Below are 1,739 nucleotides of genomic sequence, written 5' to 3'. Positions count from 1 at the left end.
CTTATTGTTATCTAGTTTTCAAAGAACAATCCTGTCTCGCTAGAGACATGTTTTGAAGGAATGATCCTTCAAAACTAAACAAGACGAAAAACGTACGCTGCTCCATATATCCTTAGAAAGGAGGTGATCCAGCCGCACCTTCCGATACGGCTACCTTGTTACGACTTCACCCCAATCATCTGCCCCACCTTCGGCGGCTGGCTCCATAAAGGTTACCTCACCGACTTCGGGTGTTGCAAACTCTCGTGGTGTGACGGGCGGTGTGTACAAGGCCCGGGAACGTATTCACCGCGGCATGCTGATCCGCGATTACTAGCGATTCCAGCTTCACGCAGTCGAGTTGCAGACTGCGATCCGAACTGAGAACAGATTTGTGGGATTGGCTAAACCTTGCGGTCTCGCAGCCCTTTGTTCTGTCCATTGTAGCACGTGTGTAGCCCAGGTCATAAGGGGCATGATGATTTGACGTCATCCCCACCTTCCTCCGGTTTGTCACCGGCAGTCACCTTAGAGTGCCCAACTGAATGCTGGCAACTAAGATCAAGGGTTGCGCTCGTTGCGGGACTTAACCCAACATCTCACGACACGAGCTGACGACAACCATGCACCACCTGTCACTCTGTCCCCGAAGGGAAAGCCCTATCTCTAGGGTTGTCAGAGGATGTCAAGACCTGGTAAGGTTCTTCGCGTTGCTTCGAATTAAACCACATGCTCCACCGCTTGTGCGGGCCCCCGTCAATTCCTTTGAGTTTCAGTCTTGCGACCGTACTCCCCAGGCGGAGTGCTTAATGCGTTAGCTGCAGCACTAAGGGGCGGAAACCCCCTAACACTTAGCACTCATCGTTTACGGCGTGGACTACCAGGGTATCTAATCCTGTTCGCTCCCCACGCTTTCGCTCCTCAGCGTCAGTTACAGACCAGAGAGTCGCCTTCGCCACTGGTGTTCCTCCACATCTCTACGCATTTCACCGCTACACGTGGAATTCCACTCTCCTCTTCTGCACTCAAGTTTCCCAGTTTCCAATGACCCTCCCCGGTTGAGCCGGGGGCTTTCACATCAGACTTAAGAAACCGCCTGCGAGCCCTTTACGCCCAATAATTCCGGACAACGCTTGCCACCTACGTATTACCGCGGCTGCTGGCACGTAGTTAGCCGTGGCTTTCTGGTTAGGTACCGTCAAGGTGCAAGCAGTTACTCTTGCACTTGTTCTTCCCTAACAACAGAGCTTTACGATCCGAAAACCTTCATCACTCACGCGGCGTTGCTCCGTCAGACTTTCGTCCATTGCGGAAGATTCCCTACTGCTGCCTCCCGTAGGAGTCTGGGCCGTGTCTCAGTCCCAGTGTGGCCGATCACCCTCTCAGGTCGGCTACGCATCGTCGCCTTGGTGAGCCGTTACCTCACCAACTAGCTAATGCGCCGCGGGTCCATCTGTAAGTGACAGCCGAAACCGTCTTTCATCCTTGAACCATGCGGTTCAAGGAACTATCCGGTATTAGCTCCGGTTTCCCGGAGTTATCCCAGTCTTACAGGCAGGTTACCCACGTGTTACTCACCCGTCCGCCGCTAACATCCGGGAGCAAGCTCCCTTCTGTCCGCTCGACTTGCATGTATTAGGCACGCCGCCAGCGTTCGTCCTGAGCCAGGATCAAACTCTCCGAAAAAGTACAAAACCGAAGTTTTGTTTTTCGTCAGCGTTTGACTGACTACCTATGAAGTATCATAGGATTTTTTTATA

At 52.8% G+C, this 1,739-nt stretch carries 1 rRNA gene; it reads right to left on the bottom strand.

The annotated features are described in order from the left end of the window. Positions 1 to 116: 116 nt before the first annotated feature. A 16S ribosomal RNA gene (locus DI269_RS00565) occupies positions 117 to 1,665 on the bottom strand. Positions 1,666 to 1,739: the final 74 nt, after the last annotated feature.

Origin of the sequence: Glycomyces dulcitolivorans, from assembly GCF_003265355.1 — a bacterium.
Lineage (GTDB): Bacteria > Actinomycetota > Actinomycetes > Mycobacteriales > Micromonosporaceae > Glycomyces > Glycomyces dulcitolivorans.
This window is presented reverse-complemented; position numbering and strand designations above follow the sequence as displayed.